Consider the following 24,619-nt stretch of genomic DNA (forward strand, 5'->3'; position numbering starts at 1 on the left):
ACAAGGTAAACTAGCTGCCGATGAGTACTCAGGCATCATGGCGATCAGCAGCAGCAGTGCGCACTGCACTGGTCACTGCCCTTGCCAGCGCAACGGCACTGACTGGCTATGGGCTGTTTTCTCAGCAGGCCCCAAACCCCGGCGAGGCAGCCGACAGCACTGTCAATGCCAATCCCGCCACCGAATCTGCACCGAAGCCGCGCCCACAGGTAGCGTCCTTCACCACCGCTGATGTCGGTGCCTGTTTAACCTGGGATGTTGATGCCGAAGGCATGATCAGCAATTTTGAACAGGCTGATTGCGCCGAAGAGCACCGCTTTGAAATCTCCGCTCGCGAGGATCTTTCCGCCTACCCGACCGCAGAATTCGGCCCCGACGCTGAAATCCCTGGCACAGCCCGCCAAGCACAGCTGCGCGAAGAACTTTGCCGCACCCCCACGCTGCGGTATCTCGACGGGCGTTTTGACCCTGCCGGAAAATATTCCATCGCACCGATCCTGCCGCCCGCGTCTGCCTGGGAAAACGGCGACCGCACCATGCTGTGCGGCTTGCAATCAACCGATTCCCGCGGCGCACCGCAACTGACCACAGGCAAGGTCTCTGAACGCGACCAAGCACGTGTTTACAGCGCACAGTCCTGCCTGCGTATCGAGGAATCGCAAACCCTCACTGAAGTAGCCTGCGCCGAGCCGCACCACATGGAGGTCACCTCCACAGTGAACTTGCATGAAAACTTCCCCGATGGTTTCCCAGGCGGAGATGCCCAAGATGAATTTCTTGCCGACGTCTGCACCCGCGCGGGTGAAGATTATCTCGGTGGCGAAGAGAATTTATATCAATCGACGTTGCAGCCCTATTGGGGCGCAATCAGTGAAGATTCCTGGCGCAATGGTTCCTATTCGGTGAACTGCACGCTGGTCCACGCCCGCGAAGGTGGGGGGTTTTCCACGATCGAAGGCACTGCCCGCGAAGGCCGTGGCGCCCTCACGATCGATGGAGGTCCACCAGAAGAGCGCCCAGAACGTAATCCGCGGCGCTAATTGGAATCAGTAGGCATTAATTGCTGGAGGCGGTCGTTGCTCATGGTTGATATCAGTGATGAAGACTTCGAGGAGCTAGTGCTGGATGCGCTGGATAAAATCCCGGATGATTTCGCTTATCGGCTACGCAACGTCGCCATTTTGATCGAAGATTTCAACCCAGAAAACCCACATATCCTGGGGCTGTACGAGGGCGTCTCGTTGGTTGAGCGCACCCACCACCACACGGGATTTCTACCCGACACGATTTTCGTCTACCGCGAAGCTCTCAAGCAATATTGCACGAGCATCAGCGAGCTTGCCGACGAAGTCGAGGTCACAGTTTTTCATGAGGTCGGGCATTATTTCGGGATGGACGAAGAGCAGCTGCACGCTGCTGGTTTTGGTTAAAAGCAGTTGTTTCAGCGCTGCCAGCGACTAATTCACCCGGCCCAAGCCATGATCGCCCGAGCCAAAATCACCGAGGTCATAATCTCCCCAGCGCTCGAGCTTCCACTGCCCAAATTCTTTGCCCGCTGGATCCAGCACGATATAGCGACAGTTCGGTAGGTACCATTCGAACGCTTGCCGCGGGTCCAAGCCAGTCAGATAGCGCGCAATCACGCGGATCACCGTGCCATGGCTGGCGATGACCGTGGTGTTCTCGCTGGCGGCAGCTTGCTCCATGGCTGGCAGGTAACGCGCCAAAATTTCTGGGTAGGTCTCTCCACCCGGGGTTGTTGCTTTCTCATCGCCTTCGAGCCACGCCAACATACAGCGGTGATATTCCGCAATTTTGCCCATGTCTTGGCTCATTTCGTAATCGCCGGCAAAAACTTCGTATAACCCTGGGGTGACCTGCACCGGAATGGTATACGGCTCTAGGCCACGGTGCAGTTCCAACGCTCGGGCAGCGATCTCGGAGGTCTGCTGGGTACGAATCGCCATGGATGACCACCAGTTCGGTAGATCCGCAAGTTCCCGAGAAAGCTCCTCGCCGACTGCGTGGGCTTGTTTACGCCCCAGATCGCTCAGTTCTGCACCCGGCGGGCGCGTATCCAGATAGCCATGAATATTGGAATACGTTTGTCCGTGCCGCAGCAAAATGATTTTTCCCATGCTTAAACCCCTGCTTTTGGCCACGAACCGACGAACTGCACCTTCTCACACCGTTGTTCCAAAGCTTCGACAGCAGCAGCTACCGGTTCATCATCGATATGGCCGTGCATGTCGACGTGGAAACGGTACGTTCCCAGCCCGGTGCGGGTCGGGCGTGATTCGATGCGCGATAGGTCCACCCCGTGGCCAGCGATTTCCTGCAGTACGCCGGCCAGTGCGCCGGGTTCGTTGTGCACGTGAAAAATGATTCCGGTACGATCGTTGCCGGTGCGGGGTGCAGTGCTTCGCTGCGCCGCAGTAAGTGCAATAAAACGAGTCTGGGCGCCGGAAACATCAGCCACCCCTTGTGCCATTCGCGCCAGCTTATGCAGATCAGCGGCATTATCCGGGGCGGCAGCGGCATCAACACGGCCTTGCGCGATCATACGTGCGGCCTCCCCATTGGATGAGGCCGGGATGAACTCGGCATTCGGCAGGTGGTTTTCTACCCAGGTGCGGATCTGCTGATACGCCACCGGGTGCGTCGCAATGCTGGTAATCGCGTGCGGCTTTGCCGCGATTTCTTCGGTACCAGTCAGGATGCTGAATTGGATATCCAGTGTGGATTCGGCGAAAATCTGCAATCCGGGGTTTTCCACCAATGCATCGTGCGTGGCAGTCACTGCGCCTTCGACGGAACTTTCTGCGGCTACGACGGCATAGTCGGCCTCGCCTGCGCTGACACGTCGTAAAGCCTCACCCGGCGAAGCCACCGGAACAGCGGTAACACCAGCCTCTGCGTCGTGTTCCGCCCCAGCAAACGCCCCGGCGCGCTGTAGCTTTCGCAGTGCAGCCTCGGTGAAAGTTCCGGCGGGTCCCAGGTATGCCACGGTGCTCATGCTCGCTAGGTTACCCTGCTATTTCGGATCATTCTGAGATTTCACATTATTGTGCGATTGAAAAGCACGGAAGAAAATAGTGCCTTTGAGGATATTTTCGTTATACGATATAGGCATGCCTGTTAAAGCAACAGAACATCAAATTGATGCCTGGGTTTCTGAAGCCGAGGCCGGTTATGACGTGGAAGCACTAAAAAAACGTGGTCGCGGCCGACCAGGTCGAGGTGCTCAACCCTCCCAAGTAATCGCCGTTCGATTAACCGCCGAAGAACTAAAAACGTTAGACCAACTCGCTGCAGAAAAGCACTTATCACGCTCAGAACTCATGCGACAAGCGATTACTTCAATGACGGCTGCATGAAAGTTACAAAATCAGCTTCTAAACATGGCATCAGCATTGAAGATGGAATTCAAGCGATGAACTCCTTATTCATGCCATGAAGGCACGACCGAAATATGCCCAGCTCCTGGACCTGAAGGGGCTTTAATTGCAAAAATTGCTTCACCACCTCCCCCACCCCGAGCGGCTGGCGGGTTGGTCGATTCCGGCAAAGGATCTTTACGACGTCGCCGGGCTTCCCACCACCTTGGGCAATTCCGCGCGAAGCTATGTAGCACAACGCACCGAGCCTTTTCTAGCGCATCTGCAAGCCCAGGGCGCACGCATCGATTCCAAAACCGCATCCTCTGAGCTGGGCTTACGCATTGATTGCGAGCCGGTGGGCCTGCCCGCACCGACGAATCCCTTATGGCCGGGAGCTACCCCGGGTGGCTCTTCTGGTGGTGCCGCGGAACAGGTCGCGCTCGGTACTGTGCGCACCGCGCACGCCTCGGACGGCGGTGGTTCGATCCGCGTTCCGGCTGCGGCCTGTGGGCTCGTCGGTTTCAAACCGAACACTCCGCGGCCACCAGGGATGCCGAACGGGGCGTTGGCGGTGCAGGGGTTTATCACGACCACGGTGGCCGATTCCGCTTTCTTGCACGCTCGCAACCCCAACGTTTCTCGTTTCCGCGTCGGCCTGTTGACGGACCCGATTTTGGCGGACACCGAGGTTGCCGAGCCCATGTTGCAGGCCACAGAGCTAACGGCCGAAACGCTTAATTCCGCGGGCCACCAGATCATCCCGATCACTGCGTTTCCCGGCGAGCGCACCCTGGACGCCTTTCGCACAATTTTTAGCTCCGCGCTCGCCACAGCGCTTGCCGACGACACGCTAGCGCCGGGCTCAGGCATCGCCGGCTACCCACACTGGGTGGTACAGCGCGGGCGTCGGCAAGCGCCAACGGATGTGCAGGCAGCGAAAAACCATGCCGCGGCATTAAACGGTCTATTGCATTCTTTTTGGAACGTTGACGTGGTGTTATCGCCAACGCTGGCCCATGATCCGCCGCCGGTGGGCCATTTTGCTGCGATGGAACACACCCGTTGTTTTGCCGAGCAAACCCGTTGGTCTCCATGGTGTTCGGTATTTAATATGACGGGTCGGCCCGCTATCTCTATTCCGGTGGCTTTGCCTGGGCGTCCACCGGCTGGGGTGCATCTGGGGTCTATCACGCTTGCCGACGACGAGCTGCTCGGGCTCGCACTCGATCTGCATGCCTGATTGCTTACTAAAGGACACTAAGCGGGCACTGCACAAGCAAGGATAGGTAAAATATCTGCCATGACAGATCGCGGAGAACGGCCAGCTGGACGGCACGGGGGATCCCACGGGCCTGCAGAAGGTGACGTCGTCCTGGGGCGCGACGGTAAACCGCTGCTGGATCGCTATGGTCGACCGGTACGACGGCGTCCGCGCCCAGCGCCCGATCGTGCACGGGAAAGCGGCCGTCATGCTGCTGGCGGCGGGCGGCATGCCAAGCCCGAAGCCCCACAGGAACCTTCGCGTACCCCTCGCGCTGCACGTCCGCCGCGTTCCGAACGTCCTGAACGCTCCGAGCGTTCCGAGCGTTCTGCACACTCTGCACGTTCCGAACGGCCTACGCGCACCAACCGGCAAGATTCGCGTGCGAACCGCCCGCCGATTGACAGGGAAAAGCTGCGCCGTGAACGCGCTATTTATGATGCGCAACGGGCTAATTCTGCTCGGCAGAGCACAAATCACGATGCTGGGCATGGTGCACGTTCGGCCTCCGGGCACAACCACCCGGGTGCTCGCCCGGTCAACCGTGAGCAACTGCACCAGTCACGCAACCAACAGCGGATCCCCTCGGAACCGACCCGCATGGACTTGGGAGGACCAGTAGCGGGCGGTGTTGCTGGTGCCGCGGCAGGATACGCGCAGGGCCGCACTGCAGGGCAGGACAGACACGGCGAGGTGCAGCAGCGTCGTGCCGCGCAACAATTTCCACAGCAACCAGGGCAGCAATCTCCGTATCAGCAACGACCACCACAGCAACAGCCTCCACAGAATTATGTGGGGCAACCTTATGCCCAACAGCCCCCTGGGCAGTACTATCCACACCCCGGTGGCGGGTATGGGCAACCGGGCCAGCAGTACCAGCAAGCCCACGCCCATGTACGCAATCCGCACCCCGGCGCTCACGGTGGCCGTGGTTTCGGAAAGTTCAGCGCGGCCGGGTTGCGCGCAAAACTTCGTCGACCAAAATTCGGTTGCGTTGGGTGTCTGGGCTGGCCATTAGCCGTAGTCCTGGTGTTACTGCTGGTCATCGCTTTTTGGGCAGACGCCCAGCTCACCCGCGTGGCTTCGGAGCCTGAGGCGCCTATCGGATCCACCAAGGGCACGAACTGGTTGCTGGTCGGCTCTGACTCACGCGTGGGCTTAAGCGAGGAAGATATCGCACGCCTGGGTACCGGCGGCGATATTGGAACGGGCCGCACCGACGCAATCATGCTATTGCACTTGGAAGGCACCAGTGCACAACTGATTTCCATCCCTCGCGACAGTTACGTCGACGTGCCTGGTTTTGGGCAAGACAAAATCAATGCGGCATTTACTTATGGCGGACCTCAACTGTTGACGCAAACCGTGGAGGCGAACACCGGCGTCAGCATTGATCACTACGCCGAAGTGGGCATGGGCGGTTTGGCCAATATTGTCGACGCTATCGGTGGAGTGGAATTGTGTCCTTCGGAGCCGATTGATGATCCATTGGCGAATCTCAATGTTGGCGCAGGATGCCAAGAAATGGATGGTGCCAACGCACTGGGTTATGTGCGTACCCGTGCCACCGCGATGGGTGATTTGGACCGCGTAGAACGCCAGCGCGAGTTTTTCTCTGCGCTGATGCACGAGGCCACGAATCCGTCGACGCTGCTCAACCCTTTTGACGTATTCCCGATGATCAGCTCGGTTTCGAAGTCATTTACCGTCGGCGAAAGCGATCACGTGTGGCACCTGGCCCGCTTGGCATTGTCAATGGGTACCGGGGTGGAAACCAAGACGGTACCGGTGGGTGGTTTCGCCGATACCGACGTGGGAAACGTGGTGCTGTGGGACGAGATTGAGGCCGAAAACCTCTGGAACTCGCTGCGCTAATCCCCTGCTTGGAGCAGGGGCGCATTCACCTGCTACAGAACTCGTGGTTAATCCGCGATAGTCTCGTAGTCCGTATAGCCACGTTCGCCGCCCCCATAGAACGTGGCTTGATCTGGTTCGTTCAGCGCCAAATCTTCGTGCCACCGCCGCACCAAATCTGGGTTAGCAATAAACTGCCGGCCGACTACAACGGCATCTACGTAGTCTAACTCCAGCTCACGCTGGGCATCTTCCTTAGTAGTAACGGTTCCAAAACCGTCATTCATCAGCACCTTGGTCACACCGTTAGCGTGCGCTTTGTTCGCTAAGGTCGACATCAGCTCGCCTTCCGGTTCCGCGTGCAGGAATGAAACATAAGCCAGGTTTAGTGGCGTGATGGCATCTATGAGACCGCCATATGTAGCCACCATGTCTGCTTCGTCTTCTTCGATGACTCCTTGCACGTTGTGCCCTGGGGAAAAGCGCACTCCGACGCGGTCAGCACCGATTTCATCAACAACCGCGCGAATGACCATTTCAGGCAATCGCCATCGGTTTTCGGGGCTACCACCGAATTCATCGTCACGCTGGTTGGCGGATGGTGCCAAAAACTCATGCAACAGATATCCGTTGGCGTTATGAATCTCCACGCCATCGACTCCGGCGTCGACGGCACGACGTGCAGCAGCACGGAATTCTTCGACTATGCGTGGGATTTCTGCGGTCTCCAGTGCACGTGGCACCGGCGCGTCCATCTTGCCGGAAAAACCACGGACTTGTCCGCGCCAATCCAGTGCACTGGGTGCTTCTGGTTGGGCTCCATCGATGAGATCTGGGTGGCTTGTGCGACCACCGTGCATGATCTGCATGAACAAAACACCGTCAGCTGCGTGCACCTCATTGGCTACTTCGCGCCAACCGGCCGCCTGCTCATCATCTGCGATGCCTGCTTGGCCCGGAAACGAGCGATTTGTCCACGCCGGGAAGGTGCCCTCCGTGACCACGAGACCGGCACTGGCGCGCTGGGAATAGTACTTCTTGTGCAGTTCACTCGGCACCCCGCTATGGCCTGCGCGCTGACGCGTCAGCGCAGCCATGGTCATGCGGTTTTTCAATCTGAAGCGACCAAGTTCCAAAGTCGTAAATAATGATGTCATATCAACTACAACGATCTTTGGCGCCTCTTTGTTCCATGCACTTCCGACAGGCCACTAAACCGCAGATCACTGCGGCTGCGGCCCACTACTTTGAGGCTGCAGCCAGCTGCCCCGCGGCTCTAGCGGATGGTGACCTGGCGCGATTTAATGTTTTGCAGCTGCTTGCGCTCGTCGGCCGACAGCTGCGCGTCGTTGGAGATCTCTTCTTCCAAAGCCTGGTTCACGCGTTCCAGCTGCTCGCGGTAGGTGTCCGCAGCTGGCTCCGGGGTGACATCGAATACTGGGGCGATCACGCCGTGGGTGCGGAAGACCCCGGCGAATTTGGTGTTTTCCCCAACGTGCAGGTCACCGCGGGCGGCCACGCGTGCCAGGGCGTTGAGGAAATCGTTTTCGTTGTCCACCGGGCGCACCCAGCGGATGTGTGCCTTACCGCCGCCGGTATCGGACCACCACAAGGTGCCCGGCGCGTCGGCGTCAATCGCGTGAGTTTCGATGACGGAATCATTGGCCATTTGCATCGACTGCGCAACGTGCTCCGGCATGGGCGCGCCTTCCGGCATCCACCAAGAAAAGTCCTGCTCTAACTGGATATCGAGCGTGGTGTCTTGTGGCAGCAAATCCGTTAGCTCTGGCTGGTTGCCGTCGGCCGCCGTGGACACCAGCGATTCGCCAGCAGCGTGCTCTTTCACCCAGTTCAGGGCGTAGGCGAGGTCATGGTGTGGGTTCGTGCCGTGAGCTTGCACCTGCAGGGCGACGAAGGCATCTCCGCCGTACTGCTCATCACGAATCATCGCTGCAGATGCTCCTGGCAAAACGCTGCACAACCACACGGTGCGGTCGATGCCAGCGATATCGACTTTCGCGTAGCCAGACGGCACGAACTCCTGCAATGCGATCAGTTCGGCCTCGCACGCAAACCCAGCGAACGGGCGTGGGTCTTTTTCCAGCTTGGCACGTTCTGCGGCGCGAGCTGCAAGTTTTGCTTGCCGACGCGACATTCCCTCTGGGAGGTCTTCTTTGTTCTTTTTCTTCTTCGCCATGCACGCCAGTTTACTGGTCGCCTATCACCTCGAGCGCAACCTCCGGCCAATTCGTCGCCAAGAGGTTCACCCCGTTATCGCGCGCCCAGCGCATGTCATCCGGATCATCCACGGTCCACATGTACGTCCTGCGGCCACCCACACCAATCGCCGCCGGGTTGGCTTTGCCGTGGTCCAGAGAAAGCCCCAGCGCATGCGGGCGCGAAAGCATCAAATCACGGCTATTCCATCGGCGCTCCCAACCGCGGCGCAAATAAATCCGGTCCACCTGCGGCACGAGACTCGCGAGCCTGCGCAGCGAGGCATGCGAGAAAGAAATAATGTGTACACGTGGGTCTGCGACCATCCCGGTGCGATGCAGCGCCCGCGCGAGCGCCTTTTCTAGCGCTGCCCCGTGGCGCATCAGTGGTTTGGTTTCAATATAAAGATGGTGTGGATTATCACCCGGGGCGCCGAGCATGCGCAGCAAATCGTCGACAAGCATGAGTTGCTGCGGCGCATCCTCGGTACCGATATTCAGCCGCTGCAGCTCGGGCCAGGTCATGCGCGCAACCATCCCAGTGCCGTTGCTGGTGCGATCGACGCTGGGATCGTGAATCACCACCGCTTGCCCATCACGGCTGACCCGAATATCGCATTCCACACCGTGAATGGGCAGTTGCAGCGCCTGCGCAAACGCCTCCGGCGAATTTTCCGGGTACTTGCCGGAATACCCGCGGTGGGCGACGATGTTACAGCCGGTCAACATAATGTTCGCGAACTCCTAGGGAAAACGAGGATACAGCGAGCAAGCCTAAATGCTGCAGGCAATACCCGTGCCGTGGTGCGGGCAGTAGCCTTGCGGGTTTTTCTCCAGGTACTGCTGGTGTTCGTCCTCGGCCAAGTAGTATTCGCCCGCCGGGGTTTCGGCCAGAGTGGCGATCTCCGTGGTGACCTCGCCGTAGCCATTGTCCTGCAATTTCTTGCCGTAGGCGTCGACAAGCTTTTCGACGGCCTGCTTTTCTTCTTCCGCATTCGGGCCTTCGGTATAAAACGCCGAACGGTACTGCGTGCCCACGTCGTTACCCTGACGGTAGCCCTGGGTTGGATCATGCGCTTCCAGGCCGACGCGCACCAGCTCTTCGAGGGAAACCCGCGATGGGTCATAGACCACACGCACTACCTCCACGTGATTGGTGCGCCCTGTGCAGACTTCGCGGTACGTCGGATTCGGAGTTATGCCACCGGCATAGCCAGCAGAGGTAGAAAGCACGCCATCCAGGTTCCAGTAGAGCTTTTCCACTCCCCAGAAACAGCCCAAGCCCACGATCAGGCTGGCCTGGCCTTCTTCCCAAATGCCGGTAATGGGCGTATCCAACACGGCGTGCGGGCGTGGGTTTTCTAGGACCGGGTGCTTTCCGCCATGCAGGGCGTCTTCTTCAGCGACAAGTTCTGGGTTCTTTCCAAACATCCACATGCCGATATTCTACGCGGGCCAAGCTCGCGGAAAGCTGTGGAAATAATACCGAGCGCATGTCAGCTGGCGCCCGGACGTAATGTCAGCCGACGCACGGAAGTAGATGTGCACGAGCGGTCAGGGATTTATGTCATAAAAATGTTGCAATATTCTTATACGTGCCTATTATGGGCGATGTACCCAACGAAAGGATTTAGCGATAATGGCTGTTTACGAACTCCCAGAACTCGATTACGACTACAACGCTTTGGAGCCACACATCTCCGGCGAGATCATGGAGCTGCACCACTCCAAGCACCACAACACTTACGTTCAGGGTGCTAACGCAGCTTTGGATGCCCTGGAAGAAGAGCGCAACGGCGAAGCCAACCCAGACCGCATCCGTGCGCTGTCCAAGAACTTGGCTTTCAACCTGGGTGGCCACACCAACCACTCCATCTTCTGGAAGAACCTGAGCCCTAACGGTGGCGGCGAGCCAACCGGTGAGCTCGCGGAGGCTATCGACCGCGACTTTGGTTCCTTCGAGAAGTTCAAGGCGCACTTCTCCGCAGCAGCACTCGGCCTGCAGGGTTCCGGCTGGGCCGTGCTGGGTTACGACCACATTGCTGGCCGCCTGCTCGTTGAGCAGCTGACCGACCAACAGGGCAACACCTCCGTGAACTTCACCCCACTGCTGATGCTGGATATGTGGGAGCACGCTTTCTACCTGCAGTACAAGAACGTCAAGCCTGATTACGTCAAGGCTGTCTGGAACGTCTTCAACTGGGACGACGTTGCAGAGCGTTTCGCAGCAGCGAAGAAGTAAACCTTCCGCCGCAGCATCGCTGCGGCTTACGCGAACGCCGTGCCCGCGCACTTTACGTGCCGGGCACGGCGTTTTTTCATCGCGGTTTTTAGTGGCAGTTTTTATCTTCGATGGTTTTATCTCGCAGGCAACCGTTCTGGCTTAGCGAGTTCTCCCGGAAACCATAAGTAGAATAAACCCCAGCCACAATAGTCCGGTAGCTGCAGTTATTACCCATAAAAGCTCACTAAACAGCGGTTCCCAAAAACCACCGGCGCGAAACAGCTGAGTAATAACAGAAGCAACTGCAATAACAATTCCTGTGGTAATTATCCATGCGCCAATTTTTCCTATCCTGGATGTACAATTCCGCGCTCGCTTATGGCCCCAGAGCGCAATGTTTGTCCCGATAAGCACAACCGCGATAGTGGTGGCCAGAAGAAATAATGCGCCAACAAGAAACGGAAAACCAGCACCGCGCAGTGAAAAACGTGACACCATGTAATATATGGCACAAACAGTACCCGCACGCGGCCTACAACGGGGAGAACGCAACTACCGGCTAGCCACCGTCGCGGTCCTGGCAGCGGGGCTGGCCGTATTCAACGGGCTGTATGTCACCCAGGCGATGCTGCCTGCGCTTGTCGACGCCTTCGAGACCACACCAACCGTCGCAGCGCTGACAGTCTCCGTCGCCACGGGAATGCTGGCAATCTGCGTGGTTCCCGCCTCGATCCTCTCGGAACGCTTTGGCCGCAACCGAGTACTAATTATCTCCGCCATCGCGGCCTCGCTCATCGGGCTGACGCTTCCGCTCGCCCAAACCATCCACCAGCTCATCGCCTTGCGGTTGCTGCATGGTGCTTTCATCGCTGGCACGCCCGCGGTGGCCATGGCCTGGCTGGCTGAAGAGCTTGACCACCGCTTCCTGGCCCGCGCCATGGGCGTCTACGTCGCTGGTAATTCCGTCGGTGGGCTCACCGGCCGGTTGCTCCCGTCGATGCTGCTAGAAGTCACCGACTGGCGCGTAGCAATCTTCTGTGCATCCCTCCTAGCTCTCGGCTTCGCCATCATCGTGGCTGTCACTTTGCCACGCCAGCAGTTCTTCCAGCCGAAGGCCCTGCAGTTTCGCACCGAATACGAATCCATGGTCACACACTGGAAAACGCCATCGCTGGCGGCCATGTTTCTCATTGCTTTTGTCGCCATGGGGGTGTTCGTTTCTTTGTATAACTTCCTGGCTTTCCGCTTAATCGACTATTTCGAGCTGTCCCCAGGCATCGTCGCACTAGCATTTTTGGCTTACCTCAGCGGCACTTATTCCGCTGCCCGGGCGGGTGTGCTGGCGGAAAAATTCTCCCGCGGCACCGTGCTGGTGTTTTCCACCGCAGCATTCATCATCGGGCTGCTACTTACTGCCACCCCGTGGCTGTGGCTTAGCCTGACCGGATTGCTGATTTTTACCGCGTCGTTTTTCGCCGCCCATTCCATCGCTTCCGGCTGGGTCGGCGCCATCGCAGAGCACAACCGTGCCGAGGCGTCCAGCATGTACGTGCTGTGCTACTACCTGGGCTCGTCGGTCGTCGGGGCGCTGGCCGGCTTGATTTTTACCGCCCTGCCGTGGTGGGGCTTCGTCGGCACGCTCGCCGTGTTGGCTGGGGTCATGCTGGCGCTGGGAATATTCGCCCACGCCAAAGAACAAAGCAGCAACGACGCCGATTAGCTAAGCACCCGCCCGAGCCGCCCCGCGCATTCGTGGAACACCCGGCGCGCCAGCGCACAACCAATCCCGCACCACGCGGGTGGCCTGACAATCACCCCGGTTATAGCCCAACAGCTGCTGACGTAACCGCAGCGCCTCCGGCCCAGTGCCGACGGCTCTGCGCCGTGCATTCACCGATTGCTCACCATCGACATCCTCATCTGGCCAGGTATACCCCGCCGTCGCTGCCACCTGTTTCAACCCCATGCCTGCGGTATCGGCCAAAAACTGCTTGGCATAGCGGAACACATCCACCCATTGCGTAGAGCCAATAAAGGCATCAATCACTGTGCTCGTGGGCACGCCAGGTTGCCCCGCAAAACGCTTCGCCGACCTACGCATCCAGTGATTTTCCCCGTGCGCGGAATAGCAATAGGCGCGAAAGCTCATGCCGGCTGCTTCTGCTTGTCGACGCCGCGTGCACACGTAATCCCAAAAGTCCGCGAAATTCTTCGCCTCTGCAGCCCCACCGAGCTCGTCCCAGGTGACAAACGGGTGGTAGTCCGCGCCATCCCACACGCCCCATAAGTACGCGCCTTGATCCAGGTAGGCCTCCATGTCGATATCCAGCTCGACGTCAGCGCGCGGAATCTGCATCTCATTTGCCTGTTGGCGCGCCAGAAACGGGATTCCCCGGCGCCACGCATCTGCCAATTGTGGGTAATCGCCGGCGATAGCGGAATCAGCCCGGCGTAGCGCCTCCACGGTGGTGATCCCGAGTTCGCGCAATTGATCGGCGCGGTCACCAGACAAAAACAAACTGATATCGTCGGCGTCGCGTAACTCTTGCTCGCAATAGTCCCAGAACCGACAGCTCGCGCATTCTTTCCTGCGCCGCGGTGCATCCGGCAGCTCCTCAGGCCTCACCGCTACCAGCGCGTCGCTCAATCCCCGTTGGAATCGTTGGGTATCCATCAGGAAAATCCGGCGACGATCCTGCCCGATCAAACCACCGTTGCCTGTATCCAGCCCAAGTTCTTCCAATGCACGGGCTGCCAAGGCTAAGCGGTAGCCATCCACAGAATGCTGGCGCAGCGCGAACGGCTCAGTAATCGGTTGGCCCAACCCGGCGCGATGGGTAGCAAGCACGGAGACTGCGCCACCGGCTTTTTCTCGCGCCACGCGGTGGTTGCTGACCATCACCGGCAGGTACGCGTTGTCCCCGGTGCGCACCAGAGCGTCGACGGAGACTTTCCAGTCCACAGGCGCGTTGCCATATTCACGACGGTTGCCCGTGGTTCCTGCCAGCACCGCGCCAGTCACCAAATCTGGCTGCCACGCGAGTGCTTCTAAGGTATCGAATTCCCGGCGTTCGACCGCTGCGGCATCACCGGCGGGCAGCGGGCCTAAATCTATTCGTTGAAAATTCTTGCGACGGCCGTCGCCAAGCGCGGGGGCTGTCGGCAACAAATCTGCGACCTCAGCCCGGGCATCCGCGCTGCGCAACGCACGTTCTTGGGAAGATAGCGTTGGTGGCGTATCCGGGTAACGGCGGGCTTGCACCAAGCGATAATGGCAGCCGACGAGGTCATGCGCTTCCACAAATTCCCGACGGCCGATCACAGGTGGTCAGCCTAGTCGAGACCACCAGGTATTGTTGAATCAGCACTAAGTAAAAATACGCAATTTTCAGCGAAGGTGAGCACACCATGGGCTTGATGAAGTCACTCCGTAAGCGCCGTAGCGATGCCAAAGCCGCCGTCAAAGCCGCCAAGGCACGCGCGAAAGCAGAGGTCAAAGCCGATTCGAAGGCACGCGCACGCCGCGAGAAGCTGCTGGCGAAACAAAAACGCGCGATTATTAAAGACGAAAACAAGGGCTTGAAATCCAAGCGCAAGCACCAAGAAAAAATGGCGAAGATGGAGCTGGACAAGCTGCAGACCGGCAAATTCAACGCCGATAACATCAAGCGCTACGCCGGGGCTTCCCGGGTGCTGTTGCCGTTGGCACTGCCTCTCATTTACCGTGGCATCACCGCAGCCCAGGAGCAATTTAGCAAGCGCTCGGCACAGCGCTCCGGTGTTACCCCAGAACAGATGGCGCAGTTTAGCGGCCACGGTGCGGATTTGAAGGTGCGCATCCAGGGAATCCGCAACTCGCTGCAGGACACCAGCGTGAAGCCGGGCTACAAGCGCGATATTAACGAGCGCTTGGACGAGCTAAAAGCAGCCGTCGATAACGCAGAGTTCATGACGGATCAGCAGCGTCGCCGGGCACACCGCAGCATCAGCAATGATATTGACCTCATCACCGAGGATATTCAGCGCAATATCACTGAGGGCTAAGGCCAAAAGGGGCTAGAGCCCTTAGAGCACTCCCTGCTCGCGGGCGGCAGCCACTGCCGAGGTCCGCGAACGCACACCCAATTTGTCGTAGATGTGCACCAGGTGCGATTTCACGGTGGCTTCTGACAGCATCAGTTCAGTACCGATATCCCGGTTCGACGAACCCGAAGCCACCAGTTTCAACACTTCCAACTCGCGCGGGGTGAGTGAGCTACGCGGGGTGCGCACGCGCGTCATCAAACGATCCGCGACCACCGGCGACAACGCCGAATCGCCTTCGGCTGCCGAACGCACCGCAGCCAACAATTCCGCCGGTGGGGAATCTTTCAACAAGTAGCCCACCGCACCGGCCTCGATCGCACCGAGGATATCGGCATCAGTGTCGTAATTCGTCACCACCAGCACCTTGGGCGGGTGCGGAACCGAAGTTTTGATCATCCGTGTCGCTTCTGCCCCACCGGTAACACGGTGACCTTCGGCACCGGCTCCGAAGCGCAGGTCCATCAACAGCACGTCAATGCCGCCAGCATGCGCAGCAGAAATCGCAGCCTCAGCGGTGGCTACCTCGCCGACAACCTCAATATCTTCTGCATCATCCAAAATTGCGCGCAAACCCAGGCGCACGATTTCGTGGTCGTCTGCCAGCAAGACTCTGATCATGGTGGACAACTACCCCTTTTCTGACGGTTTCTTAGCTTTATCTTACCCTGCACTTAGTTCTCACATGGCATCGTCACCGACACCGCAGTCCCGCGCCCGGGCTCGGTTTCAATCTCCATCTCGCCGCCTTGTTCCGCGGCCCGCTGCCGCATCGCGGCTAAGCCCACATGCCCCAAGCCACTGGGGCGCTTGTCGACGTCGGCAAGATCAAAACCAGCCCCATTATCCACCACGTCCAGGCGCACGACGTCCTCATCGTAGGTCAACGTGATGCGAGCCCGGCTAGCGCCAGCATGCTTGACGACGTTACCCGTTGCTCCCTGCGCAATACGCAACAACGCGGCTTCGGTCTTCATCGGCAGCTGACGGGCGGTGCCATCGACTTCGACCTCGATGGTGATCTCGCTGGTATCAGCCCAGTTTTGCGCCACCCGCTCCAACGCTTGCTGCAAGGAGGTTTCTGCGAGTGTGGCCGGCTGCAACGCCGCAATCATCGCGCGGGCTTCTTGCAAGTTATCGGCGGCCGTGGTGCGCGCCAGCTCAATGTGATGCCGCGGCTGGCTAGTATCAACGGCATCGTCACCATCGTGAGCAGCATCGATGCGGTCTAAGCCGCGGTCGGCGGCGTGCAGCAGCATCTGAATGGACGACAGCCCCTGCGCCAGGGTGTCGTGAATTTCGTGTGCGATGCGCTGGCGTTCGGCATTGATGCCGGCATCGCGTTCAGATTCCGCCAGTTGCTCCCGGGTTTCCATCAATTCGCGGATCAGCTCCGCACGCTGGCGGCTGATGTGTGACAGCGTCGTGAAAGCAAAATGGATCGCGACGGTAACCACAGCAGACACCGTCGGGCCCATGATTCCACCCAGGGTCAGCCCGGACGGGATCTGCATGATCACCGTGATGCTGGTGGCAAACATGACAGAAACAATTCCTCGCACACCATCAAGCACCCGAAGGAATAAAAAGAAGATGGTAAACGCCAAGTAGGCGCCCATCGGGGTGACGAACATGATGCCCATCCACACGGCCAAAAGCCCGAACAACCAGAACAGTTGTACGGTTTCTTCCTTGTCGTCAAGGTACACCGAGCCCGCGAAATAGATCGCGGCGAACGCGGTATACAGCACTAAGTTCAGGCTGGCTTCGGGCAGCGGCATACGCAACGAGCCAATCACACCGACGACTAACAATACGGCGGTGAGCACATGGATGCCGTCGCCAAGCACGTCACGATCAGCGACGACATCGGCGATCACGGCTTCAGCTTCAGTATCGGGTGTTGTCTCTCGCGCGTCGGCTTGCGCAACTTGGTTCTGCCCGCTCATGCCCACAGCTTACCCAGTCCGCCCGGGCGGCTAGACTTTAAGCGGCCGGTATTTTTCTGTGCACTCCTCGGTGGAAGGAAGCTCGTTTTCGATATGGAAACTCTGTACGACGCGTTCATGTATCCCGTCTCGGCGGTGATGAAGCTCTGGCATCTGATTTTTCAGAATGTCTTTGGGCTGGATGATTCCATCTCGTGGCTGATTTCCATTCCGTTTCTGATCGTCACGGTCCGCGGGTTGATCGCGCCGCTGACCTGGTATTCGGCTCGTTCCGGGCGGATTGGCGCGCTGATTCGCCCGCGCCAGCGCGCCCTTGAAAAAGAATATAAGTCGGCCAGCGAGGTCGACGAGATTCGCGAATACCAGCAGAAAAAACAAGCGCTTTTCGACGAATACAGCTACCGGCCTGCCATGGGATGCATCCCGCCGCTGATCATGATTCCGGTATTCATCGGCTTGTACCGTCTGTTGTTGCTGATGGCGAACCCATTGGCAGATAGCAACAGCGGTGCGAACTCGGGTATTGCCGCCGCCGAACCAATTGGTTTGCTAACGGCCGCGGAAGTCGATGATTTCCGGCACACCGAGTTTTTGGGCATCCCGCTGCCTGCTTTCGCGTCCATGGGACCAGACTTGGAGCAGGCATTTAATATCACCACCGACGAGGTCATTTCCGGCATGATGCCAGCATTGCTGCTGGCTATCGCCTTTACCACCATCAACCTGGTGATCAGCACCTATCGGGCGTTTTATACCACCGAGTGGTCCAGCACGCTCGCGCGTGGGTTGTTCAAGTTCATGATCATCATGTCGGTGTTCGTGCCATTGTTGTTGCTGCTGCTTGCGTTCAGCGTGCCGATCCCGTGGGCGATCATCGTCTACTGGTTCATCAATAACCTGTGGACACTGGTGCAGTCGCTGGTGTTCATCGTCATGGTTCGGGTGCGCTACCCGCTGCGCGAGGAGCACCATGAAGCTCGGCGGGAATCGCACCGTGTGTTCCGGCAGCGCAAACGCGAGCGCAAGCAGAAAAAGCGGCAGCGCAAGCAAGAAAACAAGAAAGCCCGAAAGGACCCGGAGTACGCAAAGCAGCTGGAAGCTTCACGAGAAGAAAAGCAGCGCACCGAAGAACAAGAGCGCGCTGAGAAGAAAGAGCTGCGGAAGCGACAGCAGCAGGCTCGTCTCGAGATTATGCGGCAGCGCAAGGCAGAAAAGGCTGCGCAGAAGGGGAAGTCGGGGAATCCGCGAACTACCGACGACGAGCGTGCTGCCGACGACGGCCGCGATTAAATCGAATAATCAGCCGGTGGGGCGGCAAGCATCTGCCGTGCCAAGTCTCGCGCGGTCACGAGCGGATTGATGCTGCGAGTCAGCCGTGCACCGGCGAGTCCGCCGTCGAGGAAGATCAACAGCTGCGAGGCCTGCGTCGCCGAGGGATAGCCGTTTTTCTCATTCAGCAGCGCTGTCATGGTGTCGTGGACCCAGCTGCGGTGGTTCATGCATGCAGAGATGATTTGCCGTTCAGAGTCGGTCTCTGGTTTCGGGTACTCATTCGCGGCGTTGAGAAAATGCGAGCCGCGGAAGTCCTTTTCTGGTTCGTCGTCGATGGCTTTATCGAAAAAAGCCAGGAGTTTATCTTCCACGTTGGTCATCTCTGCGGTGCGCTGTTTCCAGTCTTGTCGAAAGTCTTCATCAAGCTTCTCGATATAGGCTGTGACCAGCGCATCTTTAGAGCCGAATAGGGAATACAGCGAGGCCTTGGCCACGTCTGCATCGCGCAGGATTCGGTCAATACCGATCACACGGATCCCTTCGGTGTCGAAAAGTTTGGTGGCAGAGTTGAGCAACCGAGTACGTGGGCTCGGACGGTTTTGGCGGCGGCTGGCCGTCGTCTTTTTCTTGGCGGTGCTCACTCCGGCTCCTTACTGGTCTCGGCTAGATGCATGCTCAAAATACGCATCTGTACTAGTCGGTCTATATACAATATAGACCACCCGGTTCAGTAGGTATAGTTTCTGGTCCCGAATGAGCAAATGAGCGCTAGCACCGTCTAGGCACAGAAAAAGCCAGCCGGCACAACCGACTGGCAAAAAATGTTCCCGTGATGCTATTTCTTTATGGCGTTCAAGATCGACAGTAAGATCACGGAACCAAGCACTGCCGTAAACAGGCTGAACCAGAAGCCGCCGCTGGCGACATCCAAGCCGAGTACTCCTAGCAGCCATCCGCCGAGTACACCACCGATGATGCCAACAAGAATGTTGCCGAGGAAGCCTTGGCTTGAGTTCTTAATTTTTCCGGCAATCCAACCCGCCAGACCACCAATGATGATCCAGGCAATGATTCCCAAACTCAATGTTTCCAATTATTTGCTCCGTTTACTCTGATTCTGGGCGAACGACCATCATCGGGCATGGTGCAGATTGCAGCAAAGCGCGGGAAGTCGATCCCAGCAGCATACCTTTGAACCCGCCCCGGCCGTGGGAACCGGTGACCAGCAGCTGTGCGCCTTCGGCGTTTTCTGCCAGCGCGCGTACCGGGCGGTCCCTGGTGACGATCTTCTTTACTGGAACTTCTGGGTACTTCTCAGCCAAAGCAGCGAGACGCTCGTCCATCATCTGCTTTTGCTCTTTTTCGGTTTCTTCCCATTCCTTCTGCGCAGCAGTCAACCCTGCCAGCGACGCCTGCACCTGCATATCCATCCAGGTGTTGATAGCAATCAGCTCAGCGCCACGAGCGTGGGCTTCAGCATAAGCGTATTCGGTTGCTTTCTGCGAAACTTCAGAACCGTCAACACCAACGACGACTGGCCCATACTTGGAGGATTCGGTGACACCGGAATCTTCACGCACCACGACGACTGGGCAGGTGGAGTGCGATACCACAGCAGCAGAAACTGATCCCATCACCATGCCGGACAATCCGCCCAAGCCGCGGGATCCCAAAACGATCATGGTGACATCGTGCGACATCTCTAGCAGCATGTCGATTGGCGACCCTTCAGCGACCGTGTGGCCAATCTTGATATCTGGGGCTACCTCATGTGCGAGCTTGCGAGCCGCTTCAATCTTTTCAAGGGTTTCGTTCTGCAGCTCGTCGTACAGCTCCTTCGGTGGAGCCATGCCTTCGGCATACAAGAATTGCGGCATCGTGTAGCTAGAAGCTAAGCGTAGTGGAATCTCGCGTTTCGCTGCAGTATTAGCCGCCCAACGAACCGCCTCGTTCGAGGCATCGGAACCGTCTACTGCTACAACAATGATATCTTCTTTGGACATTGTGCACCGCCCTTTCTACAGGTCGTTTTCAGCCATAACCGGTGAATACCTCTGACCGAACCTGAAATGAGCAAATCCGGCGATAATATCCCTTCCACCACCCAGTATAGCCACGATTCCTGCAGGTGTCTGCGGATTCACACCGCAGTCAATGCCCTGTCTCTAGCTAACGAGCCGATCTCTAGCTAACGAGCCGGGCTCGTTGCTTAGACGTGAGCGGCTTCAGAGTTAGCAGGGTAAAGCAACTGGAAAATAGTATGGAATACCCGCGAGCTCATAACCCCTTGGGCAGAGTTAAAGAAGTTAATAATTGGTTCCAAAAGTGCATTAATATCCATAGCGATATAATAAACGACATGCGCCAAAAATCCACCCCGTTGCCGATCAAAAACGGTTTAAACCCCACGCGCATTCGCGTACAAGGCGCAGAACCTTCTGGCATCAGGGCCGTCGATGCCATCGCTGAGGTCATTTTTTCGCAACGCCACCGCCACCCAGATGATGATTGGGATGCGATCTACCAGCGTTTTCACTCCGGTGAGGTGGTACGTCATAACGGCACCCCGTTGCATCCCGACGAGTTACTTGCGGAAAATACTGAAGTTTTTTTCTATAAAATCCCCGCGCCGGAAACTGAAGTTCCGTATCGACTGTCAATCGTGCATCAAGACGATGATCTTCTGGTCGTACACAAGCCTCCCTTCATGGCCACGATGCCGCGTGCTCGCCACATCGTGCAGACCGCCACGGTGCAGTTGCGCCGCAGCACCGGCATCGCAGAGCTGTCGCCTGCACATCGCCTTGACCGTCTGACCTCAGGATTGGTGGTTTTTACCACCCGTAGAGAACTGCGCGGCCCCTATCAAACCTTGTTCGCGCAACGTCAGGTCTCGAAAGTTTATGAGGCCATTGCGGCTTACGATCACACACTTGCACACCAACTCGACCAGGCGCTTGACGACGGCCACCTGACCTGGAGCTCGCGCCTCGAGAAAAACCCAGGCGAGTTGCAAGGCCGCTTTGTCGACGGCGAGCCGAATGCCATTACGCACCTCGAAAAAATCACCGTTTGCAGCACCGCGGAACAAGCAGAGTTGGAAAAGATCCACGGCCCACAACCACGGTTGGCGCGGTATCGGCTGGCCCCGGTCACCGGCAAGACCCACCAATTACGTTTACACATGTGGGCAGCTGGTGTGCCGATCTTAGGCGATCCAGTTTATCCCCGGATCTACCGCGAAGATGAGGAAGATTTTGCCGTGCCGATGCATCTGATTGCTCGCGAGATCGCTTTTCGGGATCCGCTGTCGGGCGAGCAACGAAGTTTCCGCACGGATCTTGGAGTGGTAGATACTGCTTGTTAGAGCCGGTATGTGCACCTTTTGGCCTGTAGTCTTCCAGGTTCGAGCTATCCAGTCTGCAGCTAGTGTCTGTGGCTAGTGTCTGTGGCGTACTTCGTCGGCAAGCATTGGACGCGAATCCGTGCGCCCGTCGATGCGTTTGAGCACGTTTTCCGCGGAGATCAAACACATGGGAACCCCGACACCGGGCGCTACCGTAGCCCCGGCATAATACAGATTCTCTAGTTTTTGGGATTTATTCTGTGCTCGAAACATCGCGGACTGTTTCAGTGTGTGCGCCGGGCCGAGCGCACCACCGCGCCAAGAATGAAAATCGTCCGCGAAATCAGCCGGGCCCAAGGTGTGTCGGCTGACGATGCGTTCGCGCAGATCAGTGACGCCGGTCGTTTTCATGATCGTCTCTAGGGCGCGGTCAACGATCGCGCTTACTGTGGCAGACTCGCGCGAGTTACTTGTTGAGACGTGGACATTCGCGTCACCGCCGTCTTCCGCACCACTATTGACGCCACTGCGAGCCTCTGCTTCGCTTGCCACATCATCACGCCTGGGATATCCGCTGCCATGTCCAATTCCCACATCTGCTGCCGTGGGTATAAGAACAAATAGGTTCTCGTGACCATCCGGGGCAACGGTGTCATCGCTGGCCGAGGGTTTGCACACATAAATTGACGACGAAACTTTATCGACAGCTAACGCACCCGCAGGGGAAAAAATGGCGTGAAAGTCTTTCTCCCAGTGCGGCGATAGCACTAGCGAGTGATGGGCAAGCTCAGGCAACTTCCCCCGCACGCCAAGCATAGCCAGCACCGTACCGATTCCGGGGTCCTGCTTCGCGAAGGCGATTTCCGAGTGCGTCTGATATTCCCGCGGTAGCAATGCGGTTTCGGTGTGGTGCAGATCCGCCGATGAAACCACCAGATCCGTACGCAATATTTCGTGCTGCCCCGTCGCGCTTATCACATGGACTGCGTTGACTCGGCCTTGCGAGCATTCCAACTTGGTCACCTCGGTGTGCAAGGCGAACACTACCCCGGTTTCACGGGCAAGTTTTTCGACTGCGTTGACTATCGCGCGAAAACCGCCTTCGGGGTATTTCACCCCTAATTGCAAATCCGTATGGCTCATGAGGTGGTACATACTCGGCGCAGTGGCAGGTTGTGTTGAGAGAAACACCGCAGGGTATTGCAAAATTTTCCGTAGTCTGTGGTCGCTAAATTGCTTGTCGACGAATCGTTGCAATGGCTCGAAAAGGTAACGCACCAGGCTAGAAGTCCGCAATAAAACCGTAGGATTCAATAATGGCTTTGGTGAACGAAAAGTCGTATAGAGAAAATTATCGAGTGCAATGGCGTAGACAAGATGTGCGGAACGTAAATACTTCGTCAGTTTCTTCCCTGCACCGGGTTCGATACTTTCGAAAAGCGCGGCTACCTTTTCTGCGCCGTAGGGGATGTCCAGGAACTCTTCTGGCCCTGTCCACAGGCGGTACGCGGGATCGAGTGTCGTCAAATTAAATTGCTCGTCCACGCTGGTTCCGAGCAGACGAAAAAACTGCTCATAAGCTTCAGGCATCAAATACCAGGACGGCCCAGTCTCAAAACGAAAGTCGTCTGCATTAATCTCGCCGATGCGTCCGCCTGTGGTTTCTCGCTTGTCGACGACAGTCACCGAATATCCACGACGCGCTAACAAGGCGGCTGTGGCAAGTCCGCTAATACCGGCGCCGATGACTATTACTTGTTGGCCGGGCTGCTCGTATTTCATGACGGCGATGATCTCCGGATTTTAGTGTGAGCTGCTGCGACTCCCGTGCTGGCAAGACTCTGTGCCAAGAGGGTGAACTTCCGGTAATTCGGAACCGAGATCCGTCGGTGTTGGCCACCATTGTTGAGCGCTGCAGCGGGATTTTTAGCTAGTCGTTTGGCCAGATCCGCATACATGAAAGTGGCTGCGCGTACGGCTGGCTGTACGTTGTGGGGCAGTAGTTTTATCGTTTCCTGTCCTGCTGCGAGATCAGCATGTACTTCGTCGAGAAGCTGGCTAAATGTCTCGGTATTGGCGCCTCCGCGAAGGGATGGGTAGTAATCTCTCTGACGTGTTGAGCGATCATCGACGTAGTCGCGCAAGAAGTTGAGTTTCTGAAATCCTGCCCCTAGTCTGCGTGCACCTGTGCAAAGAAGGTTGTGTTGTTCGCAGGATGGTTGCGTTTGATCTGCGAGGAATATGTCGAGACAGAGTAGGCCGATGACTTCTGCTGAGCCGTAGATGTAATCTGCTAATTCTGCGTCATTAAACGAAGCATGGCTGATATCCATACGCATTGAATTGAAAAAGGCTGCGAGATGTTCAGAGGCGAACCCACAGCGTCGTGCGGTGCTCGAATAAGCGTGCAGAATCGGATCTGTGTGGAAGCGATGGTGTGGGGCTTGGAGTACGCTCGCCTCGTAAGCGTCGAGAGTCTGGCGCCGCGCCGCATATTCGGGCTCGGCGGGGCCATAGTTGTCAGCAGAATTGGTTGTTGGTTTTTTGTTGGTCTGTAAAGCCTGATCATGAAGCTTATGGTTGAAGGCCTGTGAGTGGGCGCCGTCGACGATTTCGTCGGCGATGCGAACGACAGCGTAAAGGTTTCGGATGTCGCGTCTTATAGTGGACGGGTACAAGCAGGTGGCTGCATGGAAGCTAGTTGAATAGTTTTTGATGACTTGTGCTGCTGTGGCGTTGCACATCTCGTCGTAACGGGAGAGTTCGCTGTGTTTCGCGTTCATGTCCGAAGTCGTCTCCCGTAATTTGCGGATTCATCGTCACAAAGATTATAGAAATCGTAGAGGATGCAGGATATGCATCGATTCGTGAGTTATTATCGCACGTCGATGTGTCTTTATGGAATTAGAGCGTTCCAATTCTAGTTATAGATAAACGAAAGGAGGGTGGGTTGTGCACAACAAACAAAATTGTGACAACCCACCCTCTAAAACATGAAATTATTAAGTGTCGGCAGCAACCTACTCTCCCACAC

25 protein-coding genes are annotated in these 24,619 nt (G+C 57.4%); 10 read left to right on the top strand and 15 right to left on the bottom strand.

The annotated features are described in order from the left end of the window. The first annotated feature begins 20 nt into the window (after positions 1-20). Both RCH87_RS00925 and RCH87_RS00930 read left to right on the top strand, forming a co-directional pair. Positions 21-1,040, top strand: coding sequence for a septum formation family protein (locus RCH87_RS00925; protein ID WP_306514874.1), 1,020 nt, complete (start codon positions 21-23; stop codon positions 1,038-1,040). A 42-nt stretch (positions 1,041-1,082) separates the two neighbouring features. Beyond that, the gene (locus RCH87_RS00930; protein WP_306514875.1) at positions 1,083-1,430 is read left to right on the top strand and encodes a metallopeptidase family protein; all 348 of its coding nucleotides are present in this window, start codon (positions 1,083-1,085) and stop codon (positions 1,428-1,430) included. A 27-nt stretch (positions 1,431-1,457) separates the two neighbouring features. Here RCH87_RS00930 and RCH87_RS00935 read toward each other — a convergent pair whose 3' ends face one another. Further along, positions 1,458-2,138: a histidine phosphatase family protein gene (locus RCH87_RS00935; protein WP_306514876.1), complete on the bottom strand. Its 681-nt coding sequence runs from the start codon at positions 2,136-2,138 to the stop codon at positions 1,458-1,460. Positions 2,139-2,140: 2 nt separating this feature from the next. Further along, positions 2,141-3,016, bottom strand: a complete 876-nt coding sequence (gene pheA, locus RCH87_RS00940; protein WP_306514877.1) for a prephenate dehydratase — start codon at positions 3,014-3,016, stop codon at positions 2,141-2,143. Positions 3,017-3,131: 115 nt separating this feature from the next. On the opposite strand from pheA, the gene RCH87_RS00945 reads away from it, so the two are divergent. From RCH87_RS00945 to RCH87_RS00955, 3 genes are all read left to right on the top strand, one after another. Then, on the top strand, positions 3,132-3,377 hold the full coding sequence (locus RCH87_RS00945) for a ribbon-helix-helix domain-containing protein (RefSeq protein WP_306514878.1): 246 nt from the start codon (positions 3,132-3,134) through the stop codon (positions 3,375-3,377). Positions 3,378-3,504: 127 nt separating this feature from the next. Further along, positions 3,505-4,620 (top strand): amidase, encoded by a 1,116-nt coding sequence (locus RCH87_RS00950; RefSeq protein ID WP_306514879.1) that lies wholly within the window; start codon positions 3,505-3,507, stop codon positions 4,618-4,620. A gap of 60 nt (positions 4,621-4,680) precedes the next feature. Then, positions 4,681-6,516 carry an LCP family protein gene (locus RCH87_RS00955; protein WP_373690882.1) on the top strand — a complete coding sequence of 612 codons (1,836 nt, stop codon included), beginning with the start codon at positions 4,681-4,683 and terminating at the stop codon, positions 6,514-6,516. Between the two features lie 47 nt (positions 6,517-6,563). Here the strand turns inward: RCH87_RS00955 and RCH87_RS00960 are convergent, their stop codons facing one another. The 4 genes from RCH87_RS00960 to msrA form a co-directional block, all read right to left on the bottom strand. Continuing rightward, positions 6,564-7,652: an alkene reductase gene (locus RCH87_RS00960; protein WP_306514880.1), complete on the bottom strand. Its 1,089-nt coding sequence runs from the start codon at positions 7,650-7,652 to the stop codon at positions 6,564-6,566. 119 nt (positions 7,653-7,771) lie between these two features. After that, positions 7,772-8,692: a DUF5926 family protein gene (locus RCH87_RS00965; protein ID WP_306514881.1), complete on the bottom strand. Its 921-nt coding sequence runs from the start codon at positions 8,690-8,692 to the stop codon at positions 7,772-7,774. A gap of 10 nt (positions 8,693-8,702) precedes the next feature. Continuing rightward, positions 8,703-9,440 carry a glycerophosphodiester phosphodiesterase family protein gene (locus RCH87_RS00970; RefSeq protein ID WP_306514882.1) on the bottom strand — a complete coding sequence of 246 codons (738 nt, stop codon included), beginning with the start codon at positions 9,438-9,440 and terminating at the stop codon, positions 8,703-8,705. A gap of 45 nt (positions 9,441-9,485) precedes the next feature. After that, positions 9,486-10,148, bottom strand: coding sequence for a peptide-methionine (S)-S-oxide reductase MsrA (gene msrA, locus RCH87_RS00975; RefSeq protein WP_373690883.1), 663 nt, complete (start codon positions 10,146-10,148; stop codon positions 9,486-9,488). 202 nt (positions 10,149-10,350) lie between these two features. Between msrA and RCH87_RS00980 the strand changes: the two genes are divergently transcribed. Further along, positions 10,351-10,953: a superoxide dismutase gene (locus tag RCH87_RS00980; protein WP_249619959.1), complete on the top strand. Its 603-nt coding sequence runs from the start codon at positions 10,351-10,353 to the stop codon at positions 10,951-10,953. 141 nt (positions 10,954-11,094) lie between these two features. On the opposite strand, the gene RCH87_RS00985 is transcribed toward RCH87_RS00980, so the two are convergent. Continuing rightward, complete coding sequence (locus RCH87_RS00985) at positions 11,095-11,433, bottom strand: hypothetical protein (RefSeq protein WP_306514883.1); 339 nt, start codon at positions 11,431-11,433, stop codon at positions 11,095-11,097. Between the two features lie 7 nt (positions 11,434-11,440). Between RCH87_RS00985 and RCH87_RS00990 the strand changes: the two genes are divergently transcribed. Next, entirely contained in the window at positions 11,441-12,655 is a 1,215-nt protein-coding gene (locus tag RCH87_RS00990) for an MFS transporter (protein WP_306514884.1), read from the top strand. On the opposite strand, the gene RCH87_RS00995 is transcribed toward RCH87_RS00990, so the two are convergent. Next, positions 12,656-14,257: a TM0106 family RecB-like putative nuclease gene (locus tag RCH87_RS00995; protein WP_306514885.1), complete on the bottom strand. Its 1,602-nt coding sequence runs from the start codon at positions 14,255-14,257 to the stop codon at positions 12,656-12,658. Between the two features lie 86 nt (positions 14,258-14,343). On the opposite strand from RCH87_RS00995, the gene RCH87_RS01000 reads away from it, so the two are divergent. Beyond that, on the top strand, positions 14,344-14,979 hold the full coding sequence (locus RCH87_RS01000) for a DUF6474 family protein (RefSeq protein WP_306514886.1): 636 nt from the start codon (positions 14,344-14,346) through the stop codon (positions 14,977-14,979). A gap of 21 nt (positions 14,980-15,000) precedes the next feature. Here RCH87_RS01000 and RCH87_RS01005 read toward each other — a convergent pair whose 3' ends face one another. Both RCH87_RS01005 and RCH87_RS01010 read right to left on the bottom strand, forming a co-directional pair. Next, positions 15,001-15,639 (bottom strand): response regulator transcription factor, encoded by a 639-nt coding sequence (locus RCH87_RS01005; RefSeq protein WP_018121632.1) that lies wholly within the window; start codon positions 15,637-15,639, stop codon positions 15,001-15,003. Positions 15,640-15,692: 53 nt separating this feature from the next. Further along, positions 15,693-16,967 (bottom strand): sensor histidine kinase, encoded by a 1,275-nt coding sequence (locus RCH87_RS01010; RefSeq protein WP_306514887.1) that lies wholly within the window; start codon positions 16,965-16,967, stop codon positions 15,693-15,695. A 93-nt stretch (positions 16,968-17,060) separates the two neighbouring features. On the opposite strand from RCH87_RS01010, the gene yidC reads away from it, so the two are divergent. Beyond that, positions 17,061-18,257, top strand: a complete 1,197-nt coding sequence (yidC, locus tag RCH87_RS01015) for a membrane protein insertase YidC (protein ID WP_306514888.1) — start codon at positions 17,061-17,063, stop codon at positions 18,255-18,257. Here the strand turns inward: yidC and RCH87_RS01020 are convergent. From RCH87_RS01020 to RCH87_RS01030, 3 genes are all read right to left on the bottom strand, one after another. Next, positions 18,254-18,880 (bottom strand): TetR/AcrR family transcriptional regulator, encoded by a 627-nt coding sequence (locus RCH87_RS01020; RefSeq protein ID WP_306514889.1) that lies wholly within the window; start codon positions 18,878-18,880, stop codon positions 18,254-18,256. The two genes, yidC and RCH87_RS01020, sit on opposite strands and share 4 nt — an antisense overlap. Positions 18,881-19,074: 194 nt before the next feature. Continuing rightward, positions 19,075-19,332, bottom strand: coding sequence for a GlsB/YeaQ/YmgE family stress response membrane protein (locus tag RCH87_RS01025; RefSeq protein WP_306514890.1), 258 nt, complete (start codon positions 19,330-19,332; stop codon positions 19,075-19,077). Between the two features lie 13 nt (positions 19,333-19,345). Continuing rightward, positions 19,346-20,242: a universal stress protein gene (locus tag RCH87_RS01030; protein WP_306514891.1), complete on the bottom strand. Its 897-nt coding sequence runs from the start codon at positions 20,240-20,242 to the stop codon at positions 19,346-19,348. Positions 20,243-20,598: 356 nt separating this feature from the next. Here RCH87_RS01030 and RCH87_RS01035 point away from each other — a divergent pair, with 356 nt between their 5' ends. Next, positions 20,599-21,606, top strand: a complete 1,008-nt coding sequence (locus RCH87_RS01035; RefSeq protein WP_306514892.1) for a pseudouridine synthase — start codon at positions 20,599-20,601, stop codon at positions 21,604-21,606. Positions 21,607-21,678: 72 nt separating this feature from the next. Here the strand turns inward: RCH87_RS01035 and crtI are convergent, their stop codons facing one another. Next, positions 21,679-23,367, bottom strand: a complete 1,689-nt coding sequence (gene crtI, locus RCH87_RS01040) for a phytoene desaturase family protein (protein WP_306514893.1) — start codon at positions 23,365-23,367, stop codon at positions 21,679-21,681. Next, entirely contained in the window at positions 23,364-24,368 is a 1,005-nt protein-coding gene (locus tag RCH87_RS01045; RefSeq protein ID WP_306514894.1) for a squalene/phytoene synthase family protein, read from the bottom strand. The genes crtI and RCH87_RS01045 overlap by 4 nt, the downstream gene beginning before the upstream one ends. Positions 24,369-24,619 lie beyond the last annotated feature (251 nt).

This window comes from Corynebacterium sp. (assembly GCF_030826625.1).
GTDB lineage: Bacteria > Actinomycetota > Actinomycetes > Mycobacteriales > Mycobacteriaceae > Corynebacterium.

Excerpts from the sequence above, each read along its gene's own strand:
- RCH87_RS00925 (WP_306514874.1), top strand. The coding sequence starts at position 21 with ATGAGTACTCAGGCATCATGGCGATCAGCAGCAGCAGTGCGCACTGCA.
- RCH87_RS00930 (WP_306514875.1), top strand. The coding sequence starts at position 1,083 with ATGGTTGATATCAGTGATGAAGACTTCGAGGAGCTAGTGCTGGATGCG.
- RCH87_RS00935 (WP_306514876.1), bottom strand. The coding sequence starts at position 2,138 with ATGGGAAAAATCATTTTGCTGCGGCACGGACAAACGTATTCCAATATT.
- pheA (WP_306514877.1), bottom strand. The coding sequence starts at position 3,016 with ATGAGCACCGTGGCATACCTGGGACCCGCCGGAACTTTCACCGAGGCT.
- RCH87_RS00945 (WP_306514878.1), top strand. The coding sequence starts at position 3,132 with ATGCCTGTTAAAGCAACAGAACATCAAATTGATGCCTGGGTTTCTGAA.
- RCH87_RS00955 (WP_373690882.1), top strand. The coding sequence starts at position 4,681 with ATGACAGATCGCGGAGAACGGCCAGCTGGACGGCACGGGGGATCCCAC.
- RCH87_RS00960 (WP_306514880.1), bottom strand. The coding sequence starts at position 7,652 with ATGACATCATTATTTACGACTTTGGAACTTGGTCGCTTCAGATTGAAA.
- RCH87_RS00965 (WP_306514881.1), bottom strand. The coding sequence starts at position 8,692 with ATGGCGAAGAAGAAAAAGAACAAAGAAGACCTCCCAGAGGGAATGTCG.
- RCH87_RS00970 (WP_306514882.1), bottom strand. The coding sequence starts at position 9,440 with ATGTTGACCGGCTGTAACATCGTCGCCCACCGCGGGTATTCCGGCAAG.
- msrA (WP_373690883.1), bottom strand. The coding sequence starts at position 10,148 with ATGTGGATGTTTGGAAAGAACCCAGAACTTGTCGCTGAAGAAGACGCC.
- RCH87_RS00980 (WP_249619959.1), top strand. The coding sequence starts at position 10,351 with ATGGCTGTTTACGAACTCCCAGAACTCGATTACGACTACAACGCTTTG.
- RCH87_RS00985 (WP_306514883.1), bottom strand. The coding sequence starts at position 11,433 with ATGGTGTCACGTTTTTCACTGCGCGGTGCTGGTTTTCCGTTTCTTGTT.
- RCH87_RS00990 (WP_306514884.1), top strand. The coding sequence starts at position 11,441 with ATGGCACAAACAGTACCCGCACGCGGCCTACAACGGGGAGAACGCAAC.
- RCH87_RS01000 (WP_306514886.1), top strand. The coding sequence starts at position 14,344 with ATGGGCTTGATGAAGTCACTCCGTAAGCGCCGTAGCGATGCCAAAGCC.
- RCH87_RS01005 (WP_018121632.1), bottom strand. The coding sequence starts at position 15,639 with ATGATCAGAGTCTTGCTGGCAGACGACCACGAAATCGTGCGCCTGGGT.
- RCH87_RS01010 (WP_306514887.1), bottom strand. The coding sequence starts at position 16,967 with ATGAGCGGGCAGAACCAAGTTGCGCAAGCCGACGCGCGAGAGACAACA.
- yidC (WP_306514888.1), top strand. The coding sequence starts at position 17,061 with ATGGAAACTCTGTACGACGCGTTCATGTATCCCGTCTCGGCGGTGATG.
- RCH87_RS01030 (WP_306514891.1), bottom strand. The coding sequence starts at position 20,242 with ATGTCCAAAGAAGATATCATTGTTGTAGCAGTAGACGGTTCCGATGCC.
- RCH87_RS01035 (WP_306514892.1), top strand. The coding sequence starts at position 20,599 with ATGCGCCAAAAATCCACCCCGTTGCCGATCAAAAACGGTTTAAACCCC.
- crtI (WP_306514893.1), bottom strand. The coding sequence starts at position 23,367 with ATGAAATACGAGCAGCCCGGCCAACAAGTAATAGTCATCGGCGCCGGT.
- RCH87_RS01045 (WP_306514894.1), bottom strand. The coding sequence starts at position 24,368 with ATGAACGCGAAACACAGCGAACTCTCCCGTTACGACGAGATGTGCAAC.